The sequence below is a fragment of the Salipiger sp. CCB-MM3 genome, assembly GCF_001687105.1.
In the GTDB taxonomy this organism is placed as follows: Bacteria; Pseudomonadota; Alphaproteobacteria; order Rhodobacterales; family Rhodobacteraceae; genus Salipiger.
The window spans coordinates 132,784-154,909 of the sequence record NZ_CP014597.1 but is presented as its reverse complement, the minus strand read 5'-3'; the positions used below and the strand labels follow the sequence as shown (position 1 = coordinate 154,909).

The window sequence follows — 22,126 nt, the reverse complement described above, 5'->3', positions numbered from 1 at the left end:
CTCTCCACAGGGAAACAGGAACGGTGCCGCAGCGGCACAGGCGTATCGGTCGGGGCGGCAAAAGATAAATTCTTTCCGGCGCTCCGATTGATTGCGATTTTCGATCAGTCGCCGACCCCGCGGCAGGCCTGGCTCAGCCTTCCAGAAGTGCGTCCAGCTTTCCGGCCCGCTCGAGCGCCAGAAGCTCGCTGCAGCCGCCGACGTGGATGTCGCCGATGAAGATCTGCGGCACGGTGTGGGCGCCGCCCGAGCGCGACAGCATTTCGCGGCGTCCCTCCGGAACCACCATGATGTTGATGTCCGTGTAGTCTGCACCCTTCTTGTCGAGCACCATTTTGGCGCGCGAGCAGTAGCCGCAGAAGGGCGAGGTGTAGATGTCGATCTTGGGCATGAAAGCCTCCTGGGTATTGTTTGGCTGAACCGGGAAAGGAGCGCCTCGTGTGCATGCCGGTCCCGGCGCGAGGCCGGGACCGGTCAGAGCGGCGCGGCCTCAGGCGGCGACGCGCACGTCTGCTTCGACCGCGATGGTTACGCCAGCCTTGCGGGCGATGTTGCCGACGGCACAGATCGCGTCGGCCCGTTCGATGGCCGCCTCGGCGGCCGCGGTGTCCGCATCACTCGAGCCTGCTGTCAGGGTGACGCGCGCCACGTGACGGATCGCGAAATCGTCGTCACCGGCTTGGGCGTCCGTGTCGACCGAGATCGTCTCGACCGGGACCTTCTTGCCCTCGGTGATCGCGCGCAGGGTGGCGGTGAAGCAGGCCAGCGTGGAGGCGGTGAAGAGCGACTTGGGGTCGGCCCCCGCGCCGCTGCCGCCGAGTTCGGTCGGGATGCCGATGCCCACGTCCCAGCCCTCGCCGGTGATCTTGCCTTCGCCCTTGAAGCCACCGGTCCAGGTGGAGGTCATTTTGATATCAGCCATTTGCTCTACTCCTCTTACGCCGCGCTCTTCACGGCGGCGGTGTATTTGTCTTTGGGGTTCAGGCCGACGACCATGTCGACCGGCTTGCCGTCCTTGAACACCAGTACGGTCGGCACCGAGCGGATGCCGAAGGCTCCGGCGATCTCGGGAGCGAGGTCGATGTCGACCTCACCAAAGTTGGCGCTGTCCTTCATCTCGCCCGCGACCTCGTTGTAGGTCGGCTCGAGCGCGATGCAGGGGCGGCACCAGGTGGCCCAGAAGCGCACCACCTTCACGGTGCCGGGCGCCTGCATGAAGCCATCGAAATTGCTCGTATCGAGCGTCGTTACATCTGCCATGTCTGTCTCCATTGGCTTGAACTTTGGGTTGGGATTGGGTCAGGCCGAGGCGGGCTCGGCCGGGAGGTCGAGAGGCAGCCCCGCGAGGTAGCGGTCGGCCTCAAGCGCCGCCATGCAGCCCTGTCCGGCGGCGGTCACCGCCTGACGGAACTGGTCGTCGGTCACGTCACCGGCGGCAAAGACCCCGGGCAGCGCCGTCGCGGTGCTGCCGGGTTTGGTCCGCAGGTAGCCACCGGGCTTGAGCGGCAACTGGTTGTTGAAAAGCTCGGTCGCCGGGCTGTGGCCGATGGCCACGAAGACACCCTCGGCGTCGAGTTTTTCCACCGTGCCCGCGATCCGGTCTTTCAGGATCACGCCGGTGACCACGCGCGGGGTCTCGGTGCCGATGATCTCGGCAACCTCGGCGTTCCAGATGACCTCGATTTTCGGGTGGGCGAAGAGCCGATCCTGCAGCACCTTCTCGGCGCGCAGGCTGTCCCGGCGATGCACGAGGATCACCCGCCCGGCGATGCCCGCGAGGAACAGCGCCTCTTCCACGGCGGTGTTGCCGCCGCCGACCACGACCACGGTGCGGCCGCGGTAGAAGAACCCGTCACAGGTGGCGCAAGCCGAAACCCCGCCGCCCTGAAAATGCGTCTCCGACGGCAGGCCAAGCCATTTTGCCCGTGCGCCGGTCGCGATGATCAGCGCGTCGTAGCTATACGTCGTGCCGCTGTCGCCCTTGAGCGTGCGCTTGCCGGTCAGCCGTGCCTCGGTCACCATGTCGGTGACGATCTCGGTGCCCATGCGCAGCGCCTGCTCGCGCATCTGCTCGACCAGCCAGGGGCCCTGAATGGGGTCGGCGAAGCCGGGGTAGTTTTCCACGTCGGTGGTGATGGTGAGCTGTCCGCCGGGCTCGAGCCCGGTCAGCAGCAGCGGCGACAGCCCGGCGCGGGCCGCGTAGATCGCCGCCGTATAGCCTGCCGGGCCGGAGCCGAGGATGATGAGTCTTCTGTGCATGACCTTGCCGTTTGTTGCTACGGCGGTCATATATGCCCCAAAGGCGAATGATTAAGTTCTAATACGCTATCGCCATATATTCTCATATCGCATCAATGAGGGCGCCATGGAAATCAAGGAATTGCGCTGCTTCGTGCGGGTCGCCGAGACGCTGAACTTCAACCGGGCCGCCGAGCAGCTGAACATGAGCCAGCCGGTGGTGACCAAGACCATCGCCCAGCTCGAGCACAAGCTGGGGGTGAAGCTCTTTGACCGCACCACCCGCCGCGTCGCGCTGACCGCCGCCGGCGTGGTGCTGCGGCGCGAGGCCGAGGGGCTGCTGGCGCATCTCGATCAGGTGCAGCGTGCCGTCCGCCACGCCATCGCCGAAGAGAGCAAGCGCTTTGCCATCGGGGTGACGCCGCTTGCCATGCAGACGGTTTTCCCGGCGGTGATCCGCGGCTTCCGCGAGGCGCATCCGGGGATCGACGTGTCGATCCACGAGCTGCCCACCGATGCGCAGGTGAAGGCGCTGCTGGCCGCCGAGATCGACGCCGCCTTCCTGCTCGCCCCGGCGGCGGATGACGCGCTGGAGGTGCGGGAGATTCACTCCGAGCAGATGCGCCTTGCGGTGCCGACGAACCACCCGCATCTGAAATCGCTCGGCCTCGGGCCGATGCCGCTCTCGGCCTTCGCGGGCGAGACCTTCATCATCCCGCCGCGGTCGGAAAACCCCGGCGTGCATGACGAGATCATCCGCGCCTGTGCGGTCTCGGGCTTCCGGCCGAAAGTGAAGGATTGCACCGAGGGACAGACCTGCCTGTGCCTCGTCGAGGCAGGCATGGGCGTGAGCTTCGTCACCAATCGCATCGACTGCGCCACCAGCGACGACATGCGCATCGTCGATCTCGAGGAGCCTGCACCGACGCTCAGCGTGGCGCTGGCTTGGCGGCGCGAGGATCCGTCGCCGCTGCTGGAAACGCTGCGGCAGTTGGCGCTGAACACGGAAACGGCGGCCGCATAGGGCCGCCGCTTCGCTGCTTGCGGGGTGTTGCCGATCAGGCCGCAACCTCGTCCGGACAGGTACCACCGTTCCCGGCGCGCAGCGCGGCACAATGGCGGCGGTCGACGCGCGCGCTGATCAGCGCCAGCACGAGGCCCGCCAGCACCACAATCCCGGCCACCGGCCCGGTCATCCCAAGCCCGAGGTGATCGACAACCCAGCCGCCGCCGCCCGCACCAAGCGCGATGCCGAGGTTGAAGGCCGAGATGTTCATGCTCGACGTCGCGTTCACCAGTCGCGGGGCGATCAGGCTGGCCTGGTTCACCGCGTAGAGCTGTAGAATCGACACCGAGCCGAAGGCGACGATGCCCCAGATGATCACCAGCGGAACGACCGTCATCAGGTTGCCGGCGAAGGGGATCAGCAGCAGCAGCGCCAGCGCCATCACGCCATAGATGCCAAGCAGCACCGGCATGGCGCCAACGCGGTCGGCGATACGGGCACAGATCAGGTTCCCGATCGCCACGGCGACGCCGTAGAAGAACAGCAGCGTGCCGATCCCGTTCGGGGACATGCCGGTGAACTGCTCGAGGATCGGCGAGAGATACGTGAAGGCCACGAAAGAGCCGCCATAGCCAACGAGGGTGATCGCGAAGAGCAGCGCCAGCCGCGGCTTCAGCACCACCGACATCTGCTCAAGGAAGGACGAGGGCGCGGGCCGTTCGATGTTGCGCGGCAGCAGCCAGGCCAGCGCGAGGAAGGACAGCACGCCGATGCCGGTCACAGCGACGAAGGTCGCGCGCCAGCCGAAATAATTCGCGATGAACGTGCCGACCGGCACGCCGGAGATCAGCGACAGGGTGATGCCGGTGAACATGGTGGCGATAGCCTGCCCGGCCTTCTCTTTGGGCACCAGCTGTGCGGCGACCACCGTGGCGACCGAGTAGAAGACGCCCTGCACCACGCCCGACAGGATGCGGCCGATCAGCAGCGTGCCGAAGGTCGGCGCGAGGGCCGAGAGCGTGTTGGCGATGACAAACAGCACCATCAGCCCGAGCACGAGCTTCTTGCGGTCGAACCGCCCGGTGACGGCGGTGAGAAGAGGGGCGGCGACAGCCACCGCCAGAGCGTAGATGCTGACGGTGAGACCGGCGGTGGCGAGGCTCACCTCGGTGTCGCGCGCGATTTGGGGCAAGATGCCGACGATCACGAACTCCGCCATTCCGATGGCGAGCGCCGCGGCCGTCAGGGCCCAGACTCCGATAGGCATGGAATACTCCGATATCTTGAGGGGCTCGCCGGGAGGGCAAGCGGGATGCCGGAGCGATACCGAAGCTGTTGCGTCAAGTTAAATTCCAAGTTGGCATCAGTTTTGATGCTCTGTTTGGTGGGCGGTTCTTTTGCCACCTCCGAGCACCCAAGCGTAAGCGAAAGCGACACTCTCCATTCCAGGGGAAGAGTTGCCGCAATGCAGCGAATGTTCGCAGAGTCCGCATCGGCGGCGCTGCGGCAAGGCGCAGCGAATGGTGGGTTTAGGCTCCCGGGTTTGGTGCGGCGTTGAACGACCGCTATCGTGATCTGCGCTGCGGCGCAGAACCCCGCTTGCTGCGGCTGCGAGTAATTCTTTCGTCATACTGCAATTGCACCAGCTAATCGCCGAATGGCCGGAAAGTCCGCGAGCCTGCCGTCCAGTGCTCTCGCAGTGAATGTCCGCATCATTGGCCTGTCCGTCATCACATAATTTGGGACCCGGAATGCTCAGCCGGTCAGGAGGGTCTGGCTCATACTGTTCGAGGTTAGGCCGCCTGAGTTCGGTTGAGCAAGCGGCGCTGGCGGATGGTGTCGGACTTGATCCTCCTTCGTTCGGCTAAGATGGCTTTGGCGCGACCGAAGTAGACGTCGGCCGGGGTGACGTTTCCGAGGCTCTCATGGACGCGTTGATGGTTGTAGTGGTCGACGAAGGTCTCGATCGCGGCCTCGAGTGCGCCGGGGAGGTAGTGGTTCTCCAGCAGGATGCGGTTCTTCAGGGTCTGGTGCCAGCGTTCGATCTTGCCCTGCGTCTGCGGATGGTTGGGGGCCCCGCGCACATGCTCCATCTGCTTGTCCTTCAGCCAGATTGCGAGATCGCCTGCGATGTAGGACGAGCCGTTGTCGCTGAGAAGTCGTGGTCGGTGTAGCACGGTCGGCTGGTCGCAACCGGACGCCTCCAGCGCGAGCTGGAGTGTGTCAGTGACATCTTCGGCTCGCATGGTCGTGCAGAGCTTCCAGGCGATTACATATCGGCTGAAGTCATCCAGGATAGTGCTCAGATAGTACCAACCCCAACCGATCACCTTCAGGTACGTGAAGTCGGTCTGCCAGAGCTGGTTTGGCCGGCTCGTCTTATCGCGGAACTCGTCCGCAGCCTTGACCACGATGAAGGCAGGGCTCGGGATCAGGTCGTGCGCCTTGAGGATGCGATACACCGAAGCCTCTGAGACAAAGTACTTCTTCGTATCTGTGAAGCGCACCGCAAGCTCCCGTGGAGAGAGTTCGGGCTCCTCCAGCGCCAAGCCGACCACATCCTGCCGGACATCATCAGGGATGCGGTTCCAGACCCGACCCGGGTGGGGTCGGCGATCCTCGAGACCGGCCTCGCCAAGGGATCGGTATCGGTCGTACCAACGATAGAAGGTTGTCTTCGGAATACCGAACATCTCCAGCGTGCGCGCCGCGGGCAGATGTGATCTCTCGACGAGCCGGATAATCTCGAGCTTTTCGGATGCAGGGTACCTCATTCGTGGTCTCCCCCATCCCCGATCATACTTTTTTTGAGCAGCCGGTTCTCAAGGGTGGCCTCTGCCAAGGCCTCCTTCAGCGCGCTGGCCTCAGCCCGCAGGACCTTCACTTCCGGGCTGCTCGCCTGGCGCGCCGTGTCACCAGCAAGCCGCTTCTTGCCGGCCTCGAGAAACTCTTTGGACCAACTGTAGTACAGGCTCGTCGCAATCCCCTCGCGCCGGCAAAGCTCGGCTATGCTCTCCTCGCCGCGAAGCCCCTCAAGCACGATGCGGATCTTTTCCTCCGCCGAATGCTGTTTGCGGGTGCGTCGGCGGATGTCCTTCACAACCTTCTCGGCGGAAGGCTTGGGTGTTCCAGGTTTCTGTCTCATCTCCACTCCTTGGTGGTTACGATGAGCCAGAAACCCTCCTTTCCGAAATCAATTCAGATGTCCCATGGGCGCTGACGCCGGACAGCTTTTGTTCACTGCCGCCGTAGCTTCAATTCATAACTTGCGGCTTATATCCTCAAACGCAAAAGAAACGCGGTTCTTCGCAGCCGCTATTACGCTGCTTTGCATGTTATTCGTTGGGTACAATCTTTTTGGCTATGTAATTGGTTTCGGTCACTTTGTGAGGTTGACTTTTGGGTTCTTCGCGGAATACGCACAGCCTGCTTTAATTCAGGATTGGAAATTACCGAGCTCGGCTTTCATCGCTCTGTATATTATTGCTCTAATGTCTGTGGTCTGTGGCGCCGTCAGCTTGGCGCTTTCAACCATTTCTCTGATAGTGAAGAACTTTGAGATATTTGATCCTGAGAATGCGTGCATTGTTATTCGAGAGAAACTATTGGCTGTAAGATTCTGCTTCTATCTATCCTCACTCTTAATATCATCTGCGATGATCTTTATTTTTTCTTGGCATCACGTAGTGCGAACTGGCATGACGAGCCAAACGGAGATGATTGAGTTCACTCAGTTTATGCTATCTTTCTCAGCTTATTGGGGGCTTAGTTACAGTTTCATAATCTTGTTTACGTTTGTACCGGTTTGTTTGGTCAAAAATCTTCAAATATATGAGTTTGCTCGGGTGCGCGCATCAACAGACAAGGTTAAAGTCAGTACTTATCTTGAACTGAATGGAATCCAGCCATTTATACTGAACGATTTTACGTTTGTATTGACTACGTTCGCACCACTTTTGACCGGCTTTGCAACAAATGCGATTTCTCTTGGAGTCTGGGATATCCTTTAAACGCTAAACAGCGTGCCACTGCATTGCATTTGCTGCGAGGTGATGCGTATGCCTAGCAAGTTGCTTGAAAAAGAGGAAGTTGGCCATTTAAGTGGCCATGGCGGCTTCGTCCGCTCGTCGGTCGCCCAATGGTCTCGCGATGAAGGTCCGCTTCACCGGCCTAGGCAATGCAATGCTAAGGTCGCGCTTGGGCCGTCACCTGCACCCAAGCTCACGCTTATAAGCCTTGATGCGTTCGAGAGTCGTGGGGGTACTTTGCCCGCAAACTGCTTCGCAAGGTATGCCGTCGTTGTCTCCGTCGGCGCGACTATAGCCGCAGACGCACCACTGATAGACGGCTTCTCGGCAACTACTTACTTTTCCACATGTCTTCCCGCAGGAGTAGGCTTGCGCCAATTGGATTTGATCGAGGTTGCTGATTGAGCGTTCTTGGGCAAATGAGGGGCCGGTCATAGCCAAGAGTGTGAATGCAACCGCTACCAACTTGAATTTTTGCATGTTTGCATCCCGTCAAACGCGAAATCAGAAAACCACGGACACATTCTGCATGGAGCCGGTCAGACGGGCAAGTGCCGGCGCTAGGCTTATAAGTTGCCCCCTTGCCGCTAGGGGATGCTGTCAGCGCTGCAGAGCGGACAGGAGCCGTCATAGTAGACCTGAAGCTTCTCAGAGGCCTTTGTGTCGTCGTCCATGGCCTCATCCTCGCCGTGCGCTTCTTCGGTTTAACATGTAGGTGCATTTCGCTGGAGGGCTAACGTTTGGACCTCCGTCGAGCTACAGCATCGACCTATATCAGTGCGTTGGAAGGGGATCGAAATGACGGAGCGAGAAGGGATCAGTGGCCAGCCGAAGGTCGAACGCCTGTACCTCGACTTCGACAGCTTCTTCGCCTCCGCGGAGCAGCACTTCAACGCGAGCCTGCGAGGCCGCCCCTTGGGTGTGGTTCCACTGGATTCACCGCATACGAGCTGCATCGCGGTTAGCCGGGAGGCCAAAGGGCGGGGGGTGAAATCCGGTGCCTCGATCCGTGAGGCGCGCGAGGTCATCCCGGATATGATCTTTGTGATCGCACGGCACGACGCGTACGTCCGACTGCACAAACGTATTCTCGAGGTCATCGGAAGCATTCTCCCCGTGGCGCACGTGCGCTCCATCGACGAAGTCGTCTGTCACCTCTCTCCAAGCGAGGCGGCGCAGGGCAGGGGCTTGTCCGATCGCATCAAGGCTGCATTGGCAGAGGCGTTCAGTCCCGCGCTCACCTGCTCGATCGGCATGGCGCCGACTGAGTTGCTCGCTAAGGTGGGGGCCGAGATGAACAAGCCGGATGGCTTTGCGCTTATCGAGGCGCGGGACCTCCCAGGGTGCTTGTCTCATCTCGATCTCAATGACCTGCCGGGCATCTCGAAAGGCATTGGGTCCCGGCTTGCCGCCGCAGGGGTCTATGGTCTCGAGGACCTGTGGAAGCTCGCACCTAAGCAAGCGCGGAAAATCTGGGGCAATGTCGAGGGGGAGCGTTTCTGGAATGAATTTCACGGTTTCCACGCCGAACGCCCAGAGACGAAGAAAAGCATGTATGGACACGGGCGAGAGCTACCTCGGGATGCCAGGACGCCCGAAAAGGTGGAAGCCTGCGCCCGACAACTCCTCCTGAGCGCTGCCCGACGGTTGCGGCGTGACGACCTGCGCGCTTCCAAGCTCACCTTGAGCTTCCGGGGAGGACGCGGGCCTGATGACGCTCGATGGACCTGGAATGATAGCTTCACCGCGGCACGGGACGATCACACCTTCATTCGCTCGTTGTCTAAGGGGTTGCGTGAGGCCCGCCGATCGCTGCCCTTCGCACCGCGCGCTGTCAGCGTCATGTTGCACGGCCTGGCCTCGGATGCTGAAATCACTGGAGACCTCTTCGGCGGCGCGCTTAATGAGGAGAGAGGCGGTGCCTCACGCGAGAAGTGGGAGAAGTTGAGCGACCTGATGGACGACCTGCGCCGGCTTCACGGTGCGAAAGCCCTTTCCATAGGCGCGCAGGACGAGATTTCCGGAGGTTACGTCGGCGCCAAGATTGCCTTCGGTCGGATCCCAGATGAAGCCGACTTCAGCGAAGCTCCAACGGCAGACGAGGAGACCCAGTTCCTGTCGTTTTAGAGAGGACCGGATAAGCGGCCTCCGGAACTGAGCGTTTCTCTCGGGTAGGCGCCGAAAGGTCTTGGTGGAGTTCTCTGTTTGTGCTAACAAAGGGCTCCCATCGGCTGCCCCGGTGGACACCCTTACATCTAGCATCTGCCAGTGGACGATATTCGTCGCCCTACTGGTGCTGCCTTGTCTGGGCACAAAAAAGGAGAACTTTCACATGGGTATTTTCAGCACCGAGCAGTCCACCGCCATCGAGCAGCTCCTCCAACGCGGCATGTCCGATTTCGATATCGCCCAGCGGGTCTGCCCGGCGGGTGAAGACCCAGAGCTGCTGCTCGAGGCCGTCTCGATCCATCGCGAGAAGCACGATCAGGCCGCCATCGCCTGAAGACGACAAACATCCTGAATTTGAGCCCGTCGGAGATCCGCTCCGGCGGGCTTTCTGTTTGTGAGGTGTGGGAGTTCGAACCATCGGCTCCGATGGAGGCCCGCAAGGCCTTGGAACACATAGAGCTACAATGCGTTGACCTGTGGCGTTTCAACCCAAGGGAGAAAGCACATGTCAGAGCTTCCGGCGACCAACTCACGCGAGCATCGCGATGCCGCCGACAATGTCATCGATCAGAGGAGCCAACAGATCGATCCTGCTGGCCATCGCAGAGCGGACATTAACGAGAATGCAAAAGGCTCCACGAAGCAGCCTGGCAGGCGCAAGTCCCCGGCAGTCAAAAATCAGACATCTGGGCCGGCACGCAGAGAAAGCAGGGCTTTCTAATCACTGAAAATGTCATCGCTCCTTGCCAGCGTAGCAGAGGGCCCTGAAGCCGAAGACCGCAGTCTGCGTCTGGTCGGTGAGCGATGCTAGTACACAAAGGAGACCACTGTGGAATCCGTTCAGTCGAAGATTTCCTCATTAGATTTGGCGGTCATCGCACTCTACGTCATCATCGTGCTCGCCATCGGCGTGTACGTGTCACGCAAGACCAAGACAGGCGAAGACTTATTTCTGGCCGGAAGGTCCCTAGGTTGGCCAGCCATTGGTTTTTCACTTTTCGCATCGAATATTTCGACCACGACCATCATTGGCCTGACTGGGTCGGCATATGCCACGGGCATCGCCACCTCCGCCTTTGAGTGGATGTCGGGCATCCCGCTTCTCTTCTTGGCGTTCATCTTTGCGCCGCTCTACCTGAAATCGAAAATCACCACGACGCCTGAGTGGCTGGATCGCCGATATTCGCGGCGTGTTCGGCTCTACTTTTCAGGGCTCACCGTCCTCTTCACAGTGCTCGTAGATACGGCCGGTGGCCTCTACGCCGGCGGAGTGGTGATGACCACCTTCTTCCCGGACGTCCCTCTATGGGTGAGTTGTATCACGATCGGTGTATTTGCTGGCGGATACGCAGCCACCGGTGGGTTGAAGGCCGTGGTCTACACCGATGTGCTCCAGGCAGTCGTCTTGATCGTCGGGTGTGCGATAACCGCTTTCCTGATGTTCCAATCGCTTGGGTTCTCTTGGGACAGCGTCCGGGAAGCGCTGCCAGATGGGCACCTCGATCTGATCAAACCTTGGGACGACCCTAACCTTCCCTGGCCGGGTCTTCTCTTTGGCGTGTGGATCCTCGGGTTTTGGTATTGGGTCACCAACCAATACATCGTGCAGCGCGTCCTTGGGGCGAAGGGGCTCGAGCAAGCGCAGCGTGGCGCTATTGTCGGCGGCCTTCTGAAATGCTTGCCGCTCTTCATCATGGTGCTCCCGGGAGCGATGGCGGTTCCGCTGCTTCCGGATGTGCCCGAGCAAGACATGGTGTTCCCTGTCATGATCACTCAAATCCTGCCCGCGGGTCTGACCGGCTTGGTGCTCTCGGGCTTGGTGGCGGCAATCATGTCTACCGTGGACTCGACCCTGAATAGTTCGTCGACCCTTGTCGTGCATGACTTTGTCACCCGGCCGGAAGACCCAGTGAGCCCCGAGACCAGCCGCAAGTACGGCACGATCTGCACCCTGACATTCATGCTTGTTGCTGTGATCGTCGCTCCGCTTATTCAGTATGCCGGCGGCATCTGGTCCTACTTGCAGCAGGCGTTTTCGATCATCGTACCGCCGATCGTCGCCGTCTATTTCCTGGGGGCTTTGAGCTCGAAGATGAGCGAGAAGGCTGCCTTCATGACGTTGCTCTCAATGCATGCGCTGGGCGTTCTGCTCTTCGTGCTGGGTCAATTCGACCTCTGGCCGCTGCACTACACCGTGACGGTGGTTGCCATGACTGTGCTGTCCTGCCTGGTCCTTTGGGGGCTGTCTGTGCTGTTCCCCACCACAGAACCTCCGGCGGAAGACGTAATCTGGCGCGCCAAAAATTCCTTGGCCGCTGATGCTACGGGCGGAAACAAATTGATGGACGTGCGCCTTTGGGCAGCGGTGCTGGCTGCCGGAATGGCCGCGATCTTGATCTCGTTCTGGTGAGGAATCTGGCCTGCCTGCGATGGACAATGCTCCCCGCAGGCAGGCTCTTTCTCGGGCACACCAGGACCAGCTCTGGTCATTCTTCCCGGCATGCTTAGGATGACCGGTCTGTTAGGTTGAGAAGGTCTCCGGTTGATGCTCGCATTCGACGAAATGATATGTTCGCTCCAGACGATTGCCGCGGTTCGGCCTGGGCATTTCAAAGAGACCACGACTTTGGACTATGTTATCAGCCCGCAAATGATCGACGGATGCGTACTTTCCCGATTTCTGCAGACGCATTTCGACAGGACTGAGGAAGAGATCGTGCGGCTGGTTCGGTTCGACGGGAGCTCCACGCTGGGCGAGATGTATGAGATCCTGAGCCAGCCGCTGGATGAGAACTCTGAAAATTACAGGGGTGAGAACACCAAAGGCAGGAGGAGGTGGGAGCCACCCTTTTTCCACGAGTTCGTGGCCTCAATCGAACGCTTGGCTAAGAAGGAGCGGCGGACCTACCGGTACAACACTCGGGTTTCAGAAGTCATTTCTCCGGACGCCATCGCTTCTCAGCAGTTCATGGATTTCCTGACGAGCTCGTTTAGGATGACAGAGCGAGATATCGATACGACCGTGGTGAGGATGGATCGGGACACGACACTTCGGCAGCTTTACGTGCAATTGCGGGGTGCTCATTTGCCCTGGTTCGCAAATGAAAGGTGACCTTAGGTCAATTTAGCCTTGCGAATCCCTCTCTGGTTGCGGACGATCAATGCGTCACAAGCAATTTCATTAGATTGTTAGACACTCGTCGCTCAGGGCCAGTCCCCAATTCCCCAATTGGGCCCTCGCGGCGTCCCCTAAGGGGCGTGTTCGTATCCCCAGGAGCACGCCCCGCACCTCCCAATCGCGTTCGATGGACCGACAGTGCTTATGCCGGCGCCGTTTTGGCGGTGCCGACCGTCGCCTAAGAGGGCAGGCTACCTCTGGATTGAATGCGATGTCCGACCCTGCGCCTGGGTCTCCTGTCGGACCTTCACACTCCCAGTGTTTCGTGTGCAGGGTGACGTCGCATTCGCTATCCGACAGGCTGATCAGGCCGCACTAGGCTTTCGAGAAAGTCGCTTCGCGTTCGCCTCGGTGGCCTGCACGATGGGCGCAGAGCTGATGCCAGGCTGCAACTCTCTGAAAATTTGGGCCTGCGATCGACATACTTGGGAACCAACCGCAGGGCTACCGGCTTATGTGACATAATATGTCGAGCATTGAGAGAGAGCCGCCGCAATGACCAAAGTTCTGATTTGCGAAGATGAGGCGCTCGTGGCCCTCGACCTCCAGATGATCCTTGAGGATGCCGGATTCGACGTCGTCGGGTCTTACCCTTCGGTCTCTAAAGCCATGTCCGCGTTGGCGTTAATGAAGCCCGACCTTGCGGTGCTCGATGTGCGCTTGGCAGACGGTGAGGTCTTTCCGGTCGCAGATCAGCTTAAAGAAATGGGCGTCGGCATCATCTTTCACTCGGGGCACCTCGTGAAGGGCGACATAACGAACACGTTCCCCGACGCTGAGTGCTGCATGAAGCCAGTGGCGCCGGGCACCTTGATTGGAGCTCTCAAGCGGCTGCAAACCCTCGATCCGGCTCTCCCAGGCTAAATCCTGAAAATCGTCAGAAGCAGCTTCCTGGGCCTCGCGTGTGCGCTCATAGGTCAAGAAGCGCATGTGATGCGATGATCGCTATTGCGATTGCCAACCCATAGCCAGCAATAATCAGAAATGGCGTCGGGAAGACCGCGGGCCCGGGTGCAGTTTTGTGCCGGTCCTTGATTGAGGTTTTGTCTTTTCGCTTTCCCATTACGTATGACCTCCTCCCGTCGTACCTGGGTCCCACATCGGCAACGTGAAACGCCATTTGGTTCCACGCTTGCGCAGCTTATCACACAATGTGGCCTCAAAGGGACACGAAGAGCGCGGTTGATGGGGCGCGGGGCACGCTGCAGACCCCTTTCGTCATGCAAACACTCAGGAAATTAAGCTCTCAAGTTTTCCGGCCTTTAAGATGCATGTCTAAGCCTCGGATCTTGCGAGACTTTCAACTCAGAGGACGCGGTATCGACGTTGACTCCCTGACCCTTAACTGGCTTATCTGCGTAATCATTCAGCGCTGGGGGCTACGATGCCGCAATCTGCGACGGCGAACATACTGACCATCCTCGACAATGACTTCTCGGGGGTCGTGGAAGAGTGGCTTGGAACACAGGTCAAAGAAGGGGTGAAGCGGTCTGACCTCTTCTCAGATGCGGAAAGCCGGACGCAGAACCAAGAGCTCCTTAAGGCGTTTTCGAAAGGCGTCCGCTCAGGCGTTGCGAACGAAGAGTTCAGTCTCGATGACGATGAGTGGGCCGATCTACGTGCAGTGCTGGCTGACGTGAGCAAGGAACGTGTAAGCCGCGGTGTGACCCCGACTGAGATGGCCACTTTCGTGTTGGCTCTTAAGGCTCCGCTCTTCAAGCGCTTGGAAGCCATGCCGGACGTCGAGCAATCGATCCTTATCCGTGATGTCCTTCTTGTGACCCGGCTGGTCGATGCGTTCGCGATCTACACGAATGAAATCTTCATCGCCGAGCGCGATCAGATCATTGAGCGTCAGCGTCAGGAGATGCTCGAGCTCTCAACCCCGGTCGTTGAGCTCTGGGACCGTGTCCTCACGCTGCCTCTGATTGGCACGCTGGACTCCGCCCGCGCCCAGGAGGTCATGGAGAACCTTCTGCAAACCATTCTCGAACGTCAGGCCGAAGTGGTGATCATGGATATCACTGGGGTTGGAACGGTCGATACCCAGGTTGCTCAGCACCTCTTGCGTGCGGCCGCTGCCGTGCGACTGATGGGAGCGGAGTGTATCATCAGTGGTATCAGCCCGATGATTGCTCAGACCATGGTTCAGCTCGGCATTGATGTTGGTACCGTGTCCACCCGATCGAGCATCCGAACCGCCCTGTCCGATGCCCTTCTGAAAGTCGGATACGTCATCAAGACCACAGAGGCTTCCTGACGTGTCGGGTGTCACATCGATAAACCTGGTCGAGAACGCCCTTCTCGTGTCGATCCAGGACGATGTCACGGACACTGAAATCGTGGATCTCCAAGAAACACTCTCGAACCGCATTGCGAAGGATGACGTGAAGGGCGTCATCCTAGACATCAGTGCGCTCGAGATCGTCGATACCTTCGTTGGTCGCGTGATCGCGCAGCTTGCCGGTATCTCCAGGCTTCTGGCAGCGGAGACCTACGTGGTAGGCATGCGGCCGGCGGTGGCGGTGACGCTCGTGGAACTCGGCATGTACTTGCCTGAAGTCCGAACAGCGCTCAGCCTCACTCATGCTCTGTCTCAGCTAAGACGTGACTGATCTGCAGGGGAAGCCGAACGGTCCCCTGCTGGCGTCGATCAATCTTGCGGTCAGTAGGGACGTTGTTGCAGCGCGCCAAGCAGTGGCTCGCTTTATGAAAGATCGTGGTGCATCCACTTTACGCGTCACGCGCTTTGCGACGGCGGTCAGTGAGATCGCACGAAACGCGATTGTGCACGGTGGCGGGGGCGAGATTTCGATTTATCTCGACAAGCGCAACGAATATCTGGTTGTCGAGTGCCGGGACAAGGGTCCTGGTATCGAAGACATCTCACTGGCGATGTCCGATGGTTACACTTCCCGCGGTGGACTTGGTCGCGGATTGGGTGGGGCCAAACGTCTATCGCATGGCTTCGATATCCGGTCCACGCCCGGGGAAGGTACCATCGTTTCGATGAGCGTGAAGTTATGAACCAATGGGTTGAGATCGACGACCGAAGTGCCGTTGCTGTCGTGAGGCGACTGGCGCGAAGACATGGCCAGGAGATTGGGTTGTCGGAAGTCCGCATCGACGAGCTGGCCATCGTCGCGACCGAAGCCACAACGAATATCCTTCGCTATGCGGATCGCGGCCGCGCTCTGATCGATGTCGTCCAACGAGGGGGCCAGAAAAGCGTTGCGCTGGTGTTCACCGACAAAGGGCCTGGCATCTCGGACGCAGACCGGATGTTCCAGGATGGCGAGAGCAGCACCGACTCTGCGGGCCTTGGACTAGGTGCCATCAGAAGGCTCTCCGACACGTTCGACATCTTCAGCTCGCCTGACTTCGGGACAACGATCGTTTGCACGTTTTCTGCAGCAGCTGGGCCTACCGCACCGGGGATCGAGTTGGCAGGACTGCGCGTTTGCCATCCCTTGGAGCAGCAGTGCGGTGACGACTTTCTGATCAGAGAGACCAAAGGCGCGACAGACATCCTGATGTGCGATGGTTTGGGGCATGGTCCGGACGCGGCCGCGGCCTCAGAAGAAGTTTTCGAGGCTGCTTGGGCAGCCGGAGGCCTCTCGGCGGAGCCTGGCCAGACAATGCGGCAAATCACTGAAAAGCTGGTTGGAAGGCGTGGGGCAGTAGCGGCCATCGTCCACGTCGCCCAACCGCAAATGGTGATGAGCTACGCGGGCCTTGGCAACATCTCAACGATCCGTATCGGTGAAACAGGCGTGCAACGCATGGCCGTTCGGGATGGGCGCATCGGAGCCGGGCCCACGCGTGGCTACGAAGAGACTTTGGAACTGATGGCGAACGATCTCGTCATCTTGCACAGCGACGGTCTGAAGACTTTGAGAGAAGCGCATTTTCCACCAGGCCTTCTCAGAAAGAGCCCACTGCTGATTGCCGGCTTTTTCCTCGATCGGGCGTTTCGGGGGCGAGACGATGCCAGCATCATAGTCTTGAGGGTTACGCAGGAGCCTGAGCGTTGAAATCTTCTAAGCTAACGACAGTCGTGCTCGAAAAGTCGGAGGACATCTCGCGCCTCCGAGAAGTCTCCCGGGTGCTCTCGGGGGTCCTGAATTTCAGAGACTTCGAACGAACCAGGGCGGTCACTGCAGTTGTCGAACTTGGCCGCAACGCGATCGAGCACGGCCACAGAGGGAAAGCGACCTTCTCAATCGTTGAATTCAGAGGGCGGCCAGCTTTGGGAGTAACGGTCTCGGACCAAGGTACCGGCATTCCTGATCAGTACCTAGACCCCGAGGGGGCCTCCTCTTCGTCGACAGGCATGGGGCTCGGTCTGCGAGGGGTGCAAAGGATCGCATCGCGGTTCGACGTGAAGACTGGCAGTGAAGGGACGCGTATCGATGCCGCGTTCCAATCCGCGGACTGTAAGGTCGATTGCTCAAACCTCGTCGATAAGGCCGCGCTAGCCTTGGCGGAGTTGAAATCCAAAGACCCTGCAGCAGAGCTTGCTGAGAAGAACCGAGAGTTGACGGAAAGCCTGGCGGATCACGAGCTCCTTATGCAAGAGCTGCATCACCGCACCGGTAACAATCTAGCTCTCATCGTTGCGTTGGTACGCATGAGCAAGTCTCAGGCCGAAGCAGACGAGACCAAGCAGGTATTGGGTGAGTTGGAGATCAGAGTTGGCTCTCTGGCAAAGGCGCACGAGTTGATGCAGAGGGCTGCCGCGTCCGGTGAGATCGACCTTAATGAGATGTTGAGTGAGGTCGCCAGGAATGCCGAGCGCGCCTTCAGCGGCGACAGCCTCCGTGTCGACATCAAAGTGAACTGCGGGCCTCTGCGGATGGAAAGCAAGCTTGCGATCGATATCGGCCTGATCGTTGGTGAACTGGTCACGAATGCCTACAAATATGCGTTCGTAGGGAGAGACACAGGTACGATCACTTGCACTGTTTCCGGCGATTTCGAGACTGGCCTTATGATGATGGTCTCTGACAACGGGGTAGGCCTTCCAGACGGCGCTGAGCGACCGGAGCGTTCGAACTCATTGGGATGGCGCATGATCCGAACGCTAACGTTCCAGCATGATGCGACGCTGACTGTCGACGGAAGCGATGGTCTGTCCGTTAATGTTAAGTTCCCTCCCAAGCTCTGATCCTGAAAAGTTCGATGAGCGATGAAGCCTTGTCAGCGTAAGGTCTCAATCTCTGAATTGGACGGTGGCGAGTTCCGTTTGTCGTTGGCTGCTCGCTGAAATCCACATTCACACGCACCTCAGGAAGATTGCGAGGGCTCCATCTGCGAGCCCGGCTATAACCGGCTTCCGACCATCCCCAGCTCAGGGTCCTAAATCTCCAATGGGAGATCACGCACCCTAAAAATGCACCCTGAAAAAATGGTCGTTTCGTTACCCAGATCCTGAAAGTGGGTAACCAATGTACCATTTTTTCAGAGTCTTTATGCCTCAGGCATATTGTTTGAGATCACGCCGCCGTGATGTCGCGTGATGTTCTTCGCGGCCGTTGGAGCTCTTCTTGGAATGTCACAGGACCTTGCAGAGCACGTGGTGGACTTTGATTTCATCGCCAAAATCCTCGTGTCCGGGAAGATAGTTCATGGGGTCTGTGATTTTCACGACGTCCCAAATGTCTGCGTCCTCCATCGCGGTTACTGTCTTCCCGAAATCGAGCATCTCCCAGCGATCGGTTCTCTGAGTGAAGATCACGCTGCCGCCTGGTCGGACACATCGGCAGATATCTTGCAGAAGCGCCCCTGCATCCTCGACGTAAGTCAGGACCCCCACGCAGGCGGCTGCATCCATCGCGTTATCGAGCACAGGCAAGGGGCGATTTTGGAGATCATGCTCGATGAAGCCGTCGTACAGCCAACGAGACTTCGCCATCTCAATCGAGCCCCTTGAGATGTCCATGCCCATAATCCTGAAATCACCGCCGCGAGCCAGTGCGTCACCGAAAAGGCCGGTTCCGCATCCGACATCTAAGACAAAGGCGCCTGGTTCGAGCTCCGGCGCCAACAATTTGGCCGCGTCAGAAGGCGTACGGTAGTTCCAGGAATTCAAAGTCTCGTCGTAGGTCGAGGCCCACTTGTCGTAGTACGCGGAGATCGTCTTGGCGTCCGTGCTCCCAGACTTGAGATCGAACGCTTGGGTATCTTGGTTCTTGGTGTCGTCGTCTTTCGTCATATCGATCCAGTGTCCCCTCAGATCTTTTGCACGCCAAAGCTCTCGAGTGCGTCGGCCGATGTCCAGCCTCGGCGGATAGCCTCTCAGTGTCGCGGTAAGCCCCCAAGTCTGTTGCGAGCTGGGCTCATGCATTTCACGATGCGATCGTACCCGTTAACGAAAGGTGTAGGGATGAAGATTTTTGGGGGTGTGATCGCCGCGGGGCTCTTGGCCGCTCTAGGGTCCTGTGGTCCAAGCGGGCCACAAATGCAGCCACTTCCAGGTCCACCCTTTGTCGAGGGCAGTCATGCAGCAAGCAAGGCGGCCGAGAAGGCATGCCGGGCGAAGCTCGCAACTGAAACCTCGGGCAAGCTGAGGGTTGTGGGGTCCGCCAACTCGCAGACGGGTAGCCTGGTCTACATGCGGATTGGACCAAGCGGTGCCCCATGGCGCTGTCAGGTCGGTCGCGACGGGAGCAACCCGACTGTGGGCTTCATGGGGTTTGGTGGGTTCGCTTGAGAGCCTGTACTTCATGAAAAAGCCCCCGCCTTGGCCAATGACCGAGACGGGGGCGATGGAAAATCCGAAAATGCGATATCCCCTCTGGTAGCGAAGAAAAATTCCGCCAGTTTCCCAAAAGGCAGGGCACTCACACAATCACCACTCACAGATACCCTGAGAATCGCTTAACGCTCTGCGCGTAAATTATTCGTAAAACCTTGCCTCATTGGGGTCATAATCAGCTTGGGAATTCAGAGTTTGTGTTCCCGTTAAGCACACCAGCCTATTTCAGGTTCTCGATCCGGGCTTCATAGACGGGGACGGCCTGGTGAGCGGTGGCGATCTCTAGTTCTAGGACGAGTTCCCAGTTAGTGGTTCAGGCCTCACTTGGCCAACTCAGCCAACTTCTCGAAGTTGCGGAGTGCTTCCTCGAGAATTTGTTGCCGGGTCGGTTCTGGTCCGTTCGACTTTCCTTCCATCCTGTCGAGATCATGGCCGGTGGCAATCATGTGGTAGTTCGAGTGTACGAAACGCAGCGCGAAGAGATTTCCTAGGTGGTTCCTGAGGTCGAGAAAGAAAGTGAATGGGTCGATCGCGCTGAACGTAATCTCAACGGGGAAGTCATCTGGAGCTAGTTTTGTGACGACTTTAGGCTCATGTCCCATTGCCTTCACAATTTCAACGAGGAGTTGCTGATCTTCTGCATCTTCTCCAAATAGCGACCCAACAAAGTGATCGTCGCGTACCTCATAGGCGCTGCTCTCCCGGCCATTCTCGAGAAATACGATCTTGTCAGGATCATCGCCAGTTCGCCACTCACCCATGTTGATGCCGTAGTCGACCGCTGTTTCCATGCTCAAAGCGAGTAGGTCGCTCAACACATCTGGAGATGGTTTGACGTCGATCAGCCAATCACCGGTTGCGCCTCGGGTTTCGATCACCGGGTTCACGACCGCTGATGCTCTCTGCGCGCCGATCTCACAGGTAATGTGGGCACTGCCGGCAAATAGCGCAGACAGGCGTACGATCTCCTCGAACGCACGTTCATCGGGCACAGGCACGCCTCCGATGTCCACAATGTACCCTGGTTTCTGACACGGCCTCAAGGACTCGGAGAGCGACATGAGATTTGCAGGATCAGCTCCATCCCTGTTCAATTCAAGAAATTCATCCAAGCTCACGCGGCCTCCGGTAGTGATCACTTGGTGGCCCAGGCCGATCCTGATATTTGCAGGTACTTCAGCTTGAGCAGTGAAAGATAGGCTGCTGCAAGCTGCGATGAGGAAGGCTCGTAAAATCTGCGAGGTACTCATGAAATACTCCTGATAATACTCATCAAGTAAAACTGGATTATGAGTAAATAACCCATTTCCACAAGCGTGAAGTCGAAATGCGGCCGGTGGAAGATCGCGTTGGTATCAGCGGGCCCGGCGAACCCGGGCGCAACGATGCACCTGGGCGCAGATCTGCATGCAAACCAAATTTATCTGATCTCCGCTAACTCGGGAATTCAGAGTTTGTGTTCCCGTGAAGCACGCCAGCCAATTTCAGGTTCTCGATCCGGGCTTCATAGAAGTCTGCAGACTGCTGAACGGTCGCAACCTCTTCGGCGATCGGTCGAGCATGCGGTCCAATGTCGTCGATCCCCCAAGCCGACTGGGCCCGTCCATAGAACTCACGAGCTGTTCTGGTTACCACATGTCCCGACAGCGCCGAGACCTCCGCCGGCTCGAGGACCGATTTCATGTTGGCCACGAACTGGTGCCTGCAGCTGTAGAGGGAGAAGTGCTTCTTGCGCCGCGGGAAGATGTCCTCGCCGATCGTGTAGAGCAGCTGGCCAACCTGGGACTTCACGTTGTCGAAGCGACCCTCCTCATGCCACTCGAGACCACGGCTGGACATGCGGGCGACTGCGTTCATGATCGGCGAAGGGAGCTCAGACAGATCCAGGGTTCGGACGACGCCGTTGCCCCGCGCGTTGGTCGCCTTGGCATTTAGAACATAGAGCCAGCAGTAGCGACGCTTGGTCTTCGGGTCCTGGTAGCTCTGAAAAGCGGTGGCCCTCCACTCAACGGGGCGAAGACCAGTGTGAACTGTAGCCTCCAGCCAATCCCGCAGGATCGGCGCCATCTTCGAGCGCGATTTGTACTGCAGGTAAGCGAAGACCATGTCCATTTCCGCCTTCGGAAACTTCTTCTCCTTCATGGCCGACGTCCTCTTGGCCAGGCGGTCTTGTTTACCACTGCGCTTTCCGGAGGCCTCGTCCCCTTCGACGATATCGTTGTCGAGCATGTCGAGAGCCACATCGATGTCCGGGTCCGGTTTCCCCATAAGCGTGTGATACGCGGCCTGTCGGTAGACGCGCCATGTCGACGACTTCAGGTCAGGCTTGTTGGAGATCAGCCATGCAACGAACTCGGTCGCCGAGAAGTCATCGTAGTCTTGCGGAAGCCCTTGCTGTCGTTTGTAGCGATTGATGAGCATGCGGCCGCGGTCGAGGTACTGGGAGGACGTCGCTTTAGACACGGTAGTGTTCTCCCGCGCCTGTGCGCTGGGCGACTTCATTGAGGGCGTGGCGCCATCCGACTGGTCGAGGTCCTTGTGGGCTGCCTCCAGTTTCTTCTTGGATGCCTTCACTCGTGCCAGCACGTCGGGATCAGGCCCGGGTGGCTTTGAGGGATCGAGTGGAGCCGTGGCGGTGGGAGCCTTGCTGCTGGTACTGCCAGGGAACTTAAGGCTCGAGAGGACAGGCCTCGGTCGCTCGGGTGTCGGCGATGTCGATCGCTGCCCAGTGCCTTGGGTGTCAACATTGG

General features: G+C 58.9%; 21 protein-coding genes. 12 read left to right on the top strand and 9 right to left on the bottom strand.

Annotated features, from left to right (window positions below; translation table 11 throughout):
- Positions 1 to 133: 133 nt before the first annotated feature.
- The 4 genes from grxC to trxB all read right to left on the bottom strand — a co-directional run bounded on the left by grxC (position 134) and on the right by trxB (position 2,259).
- A complete protein-coding gene (gene grxC / locus AYJ57_RS21080) occupies positions 134 to 391 on the bottom strand; it encodes a glutaredoxin 3 (RefSeq protein WP_066110718.1) in 258 nt (85 codons plus the stop codon).
- 99 nt (positions 392 to 490) lie between these two features.
- Complete coding sequence (locus AYJ57_RS21075) at positions 491 to 922, bottom strand: OsmC family protein (RefSeq protein WP_066110717.1); 432 nt, start codon at positions 920 to 922, stop codon at positions 491 to 493.
- 14 nt (positions 923 to 936) lie between these two features.
- A complete protein-coding gene (locus tag AYJ57_RS21070) occupies positions 937 to 1,260 on the bottom strand; it encodes a thioredoxin family protein (RefSeq protein WP_066110715.1) in 324 nt (107 codons plus the stop codon).
- A 39-nt stretch (positions 1,261 to 1,299) separates the two neighbouring features.
- Complete coding sequence (trxB, locus tag AYJ57_RS21065; protein WP_066110713.1) at positions 1,300 to 2,259, bottom strand: thioredoxin-disulfide reductase; 960 nt, start codon at positions 2,257 to 2,259, stop codon at positions 1,300 to 1,302.
- 106 nt (positions 2,260 to 2,365) lie between these two features.
- Here trxB and AYJ57_RS21060 point away from each other — a divergent pair, with 106 nt between their 5' ends.
- Positions 2,366 to 3,262, top strand: a complete 897-nt coding sequence (locus AYJ57_RS21060; RefSeq protein ID WP_066110709.1) for a LysR family transcriptional regulator — start codon at positions 2,366 to 2,368, stop codon at positions 3,260 to 3,262.
- A 34-nt stretch (positions 3,263 to 3,296) separates the two neighbouring features.
- Here the strand turns inward: AYJ57_RS21060 and AYJ57_RS21055 are convergent, their stop codons facing one another.
- Positions 3,297 to 4,511 carry an MFS transporter gene (locus AYJ57_RS21055; protein ID WP_083191429.1) on the bottom strand — a complete coding sequence of 405 codons (1,215 nt, stop codon included), beginning with the start codon at positions 4,509 to 4,511 and terminating at the stop codon, positions 3,297 to 3,299.
- Between the two features lie 526 nt (positions 4,512 to 5,037).
- A protein-coding gene (locus tag AYJ57_RS21050; RefSeq protein ID WP_157374337.1) for an IS3 family transposase occupies positions 5,038 to 6,389 on the bottom strand; the annotation gives its coding sequence in 2 pieces (ribosomal slippage) (positions 5,038 to 6,053 and positions 6,053 to 6,389; 1,353 coding nt in all).
- A 64-nt stretch (positions 6,390 to 6,453) separates the two neighbouring features.
- Here AYJ57_RS21050 and AYJ57_RS21040 point away from each other — a divergent pair.
- From AYJ57_RS21040 to AYJ57_RS21000, 11 genes are all read left to right on the top strand, one after another.
- On the top strand, positions 6,454 to 7,254 hold the full coding sequence (locus AYJ57_RS21040; protein ID WP_066110705.1) for a hypothetical protein: 801 nt from the start codon (positions 6,454 to 6,456) through the stop codon (positions 7,252 to 7,254).
- A gap of 816 nt (positions 7,255 to 8,070) precedes the next feature.
- The gene (locus AYJ57_RS21035; protein ID WP_066110703.1) at positions 8,071 to 9,399 is read left to right on the top strand and encodes a Y-family DNA polymerase; all 1,329 of its coding nucleotides are present in this window, start codon (positions 8,071 to 8,073) and stop codon (positions 9,397 to 9,399) included.
- 205 nt (positions 9,400 to 9,604) lie between these two features.
- Positions 9,605 to 9,775, top strand: a complete 171-nt coding sequence (locus AYJ57_RS26250; protein WP_193789567.1) for a hypothetical protein — start codon at positions 9,605 to 9,607, stop codon at positions 9,773 to 9,775.
- 495 nt (positions 9,776 to 10,270) lie between these two features.
- On the top strand, positions 10,271 to 11,851 hold the full coding sequence (locus AYJ57_RS21030) for an SLC5 family protein (RefSeq protein WP_066110700.1): 1,581 nt from the start codon (positions 10,271 to 10,273) through the stop codon (positions 11,849 to 11,851).
- Between the two features lie 135 nt (positions 11,852 to 11,986).
- The gene (locus AYJ57_RS21025) at positions 11,987 to 12,553 is read left to right on the top strand and encodes a hypothetical protein (protein ID WP_066110698.1); all 567 of its coding nucleotides are present in this window, start codon (positions 11,987 to 11,989) and stop codon (positions 12,551 to 12,553) included.
- A 561-nt stretch (positions 12,554 to 13,114) separates the two neighbouring features.
- A complete protein-coding gene (locus AYJ57_RS21020; protein WP_066110696.1) occupies positions 13,115 to 13,483 on the top strand; it encodes a response regulator in 369 nt (122 codons plus the stop codon).
- 520 nt (positions 13,484 to 14,003) lie between these two features.
- Entirely contained in the window at positions 14,004 to 14,879 is an 876-nt protein-coding gene (locus AYJ57_RS21015; RefSeq protein WP_066110694.1) for an STAS domain-containing protein, read from the top strand.
- Between the two features lies 1 nt (position 14,880).
- A complete protein-coding gene (locus AYJ57_RS21010) occupies positions 14,881 to 15,234 on the top strand; it encodes an STAS domain-containing protein (RefSeq protein ID WP_066110692.1) in 354 nt (117 codons plus the stop codon).
- Positions 15,227 to 15,646, top strand: coding sequence for an ATP-binding protein (locus AYJ57_RS25660; RefSeq protein WP_237220276.1), 420 nt, complete (start codon positions 15,227 to 15,229; stop codon positions 15,644 to 15,646). Before AYJ57_RS21010 ends, AYJ57_RS25660 begins: the two co-directional genes overlap by 8 nt.
- A complete protein-coding gene (locus tag AYJ57_RS21005; RefSeq protein WP_066110690.1) occupies positions 15,643 to 16,653 on the top strand; it encodes an ATP-binding SpoIIE family protein phosphatase in 1,011 nt (336 codons plus the stop codon). Before AYJ57_RS25660 ends, AYJ57_RS21005 begins: the two co-directional genes overlap by 4 nt.
- Complete coding sequence (locus tag AYJ57_RS21000) at positions 16,650 to 17,786, top strand: sensor histidine kinase (RefSeq protein WP_083191427.1); 1,137 nt, start codon at positions 16,650 to 16,652, stop codon at positions 17,784 to 17,786. The genes AYJ57_RS21005 and AYJ57_RS21000 overlap by 4 nt, the downstream gene beginning before the upstream one ends.
- Positions 17,787 to 18,173: 387 nt before the next feature.
- Here AYJ57_RS21000 and AYJ57_RS20995 read toward each other — a convergent pair whose 3' ends face one another.
- From AYJ57_RS20995 to AYJ57_RS20985, 3 genes are all read right to left on the bottom strand, one after another.
- A complete protein-coding gene (locus AYJ57_RS20995; protein WP_066110688.1) occupies positions 18,174 to 18,833 on the bottom strand; it encodes a class I SAM-dependent DNA methyltransferase in 660 nt (219 codons plus the stop codon).
- An 863-nt stretch (positions 18,834 to 19,696) separates the two neighbouring features.
- On the bottom strand, positions 19,697 to 20,626 hold the full coding sequence (locus AYJ57_RS20990) for a hypothetical protein (protein WP_066110685.1): 930 nt from the start codon (positions 20,624 to 20,626) through the stop codon (positions 19,697 to 19,699).
- 184 nt (positions 20,627 to 20,810) lie between these two features.
- Positions 20,811 to 21,962, bottom strand: coding sequence for a hypothetical protein (locus AYJ57_RS20985; protein WP_157374336.1), 1,152 nt, complete (start codon positions 21,960 to 21,962; stop codon positions 20,811 to 20,813).
- Between the last annotated feature and the right edge of the window lie 164 nt (positions 21,963 to 22,126).

Bases quoted from the DNA above. Each gene is read 5' to 3' on its own strand.
- grxC (WP_066110718.1), bottom strand. From the start codon at position 391: ATGCCCAAGATCGACATCTACACCTCGCCCTTCTGCGGCTACTGCTCG.
- AYJ57_RS21075 (WP_066110717.1), bottom strand. From the start codon at position 922: ATGGCTGATATCAAAATGACCTCCACCTGGACCGGTGGCTTCAAGGGC.
- AYJ57_RS21070 (WP_066110715.1), bottom strand. From the start codon at position 1,260: ATGGCAGATGTAACGACGCTCGATACGAGCAATTTCGATGGCTTCATG.
- trxB (WP_066110713.1), bottom strand. From the start codon at position 2,259: ATGCACAGAAGACTCATCATCCTCGGCTCCGGCCCGGCAGGCTATACG.
- AYJ57_RS21060 (WP_066110709.1), top strand. From the start codon at position 2,366: ATGGAAATCAAGGAATTGCGCTGCTTCGTGCGGGTCGCCGAGACGCTG.
- AYJ57_RS21055 (WP_083191429.1), bottom strand. From the start codon at position 4,511: ATGCCTATCGGAGTCTGGGCCCTGACGGCCGCGGCGCTCGCCATCGGA.
- AYJ57_RS21040 (WP_066110705.1), top strand. From the start codon at position 6,454: ATGGGCGCTGACGCCGGACAGCTTTTGTTCACTGCCGCCGTAGCTTCA.
- AYJ57_RS21035 (WP_066110703.1), top strand. From the start codon at position 8,071: ATGACGGAGCGAGAAGGGATCAGTGGCCAGCCGAAGGTCGAACGCCTG.
- AYJ57_RS26250 (WP_193789567.1), top strand. From the start codon at position 9,605: ATGGGTATTTTCAGCACCGAGCAGTCCACCGCCATCGAGCAGCTCCTC.
- AYJ57_RS21025 (WP_066110698.1), top strand. From the start codon at position 11,987: ATGCTCGCATTCGACGAAATGATATGTTCGCTCCAGACGATTGCCGCG.
- AYJ57_RS21020 (WP_066110696.1), top strand. From the start codon at position 13,115: ATGACCAAAGTTCTGATTTGCGAAGATGAGGCGCTCGTGGCCCTCGAC.
- AYJ57_RS21015 (WP_066110694.1), top strand. From the start codon at position 14,004: ATGCCGCAATCTGCGACGGCGAACATACTGACCATCCTCGACAATGAC.
- AYJ57_RS21005 (WP_066110690.1), top strand. From the start codon at position 15,643: ATGAACCAATGGGTTGAGATCGACGACCGAAGTGCCGTTGCTGTCGTG.
- AYJ57_RS20995 (WP_066110688.1), bottom strand. From the start codon at position 18,833: ATGACGAAAGACGACGACACCAAGAACCAAGATACCCAAGCGTTCGAT.
- AYJ57_RS20990 (WP_066110685.1), bottom strand. From the start codon at position 20,626: ATGAGTACCTCGCAGATTTTACGAGCCTTCCTCATCGCAGCTTGCAGC.